This is a genomic window from Photobacterium sp. R1 (assembly GCF_054600795.1).
Map to the genome: position 1 here is coordinate 1 of NZ_BAAHZP010000881.1, position 243 is coordinate 243.

General features: G+C 49.8%; 1 protein-coding gene. It reads left to right on the forward strand.

From position 1 onward, the window contains the following. Positions 1-243 (forward strand): diguanylate cyclase domain-containing protein (locus ACYP03_RS27590; RefSeq protein WP_459782884.1); only part of this gene is annotated, 243 nt, incomplete at both ends.

Here is a 243-nt window from a genome sequence, read left to right on the forward strand (position 1 = left end):
AGATTTACCGCATTGGAGGGGATGAATTTGTTGTTTTGATTCCCAGCGCCGATCAAGCCCACAGCCAGGAATGGCTGGAACTGATTGATGATGAGACGCTGAATCTGAGAGAAACGTTCAAACTCGGTATCAGTGTCGGGCTCACCCCCTACCATCCAGGCAACCTCAGTGATCCGGATTTGCTGCTGGGAAAAGCCGATCATGCGATGTACGAAGACAAAGAGCAGAAATCGCGCAGTTTTT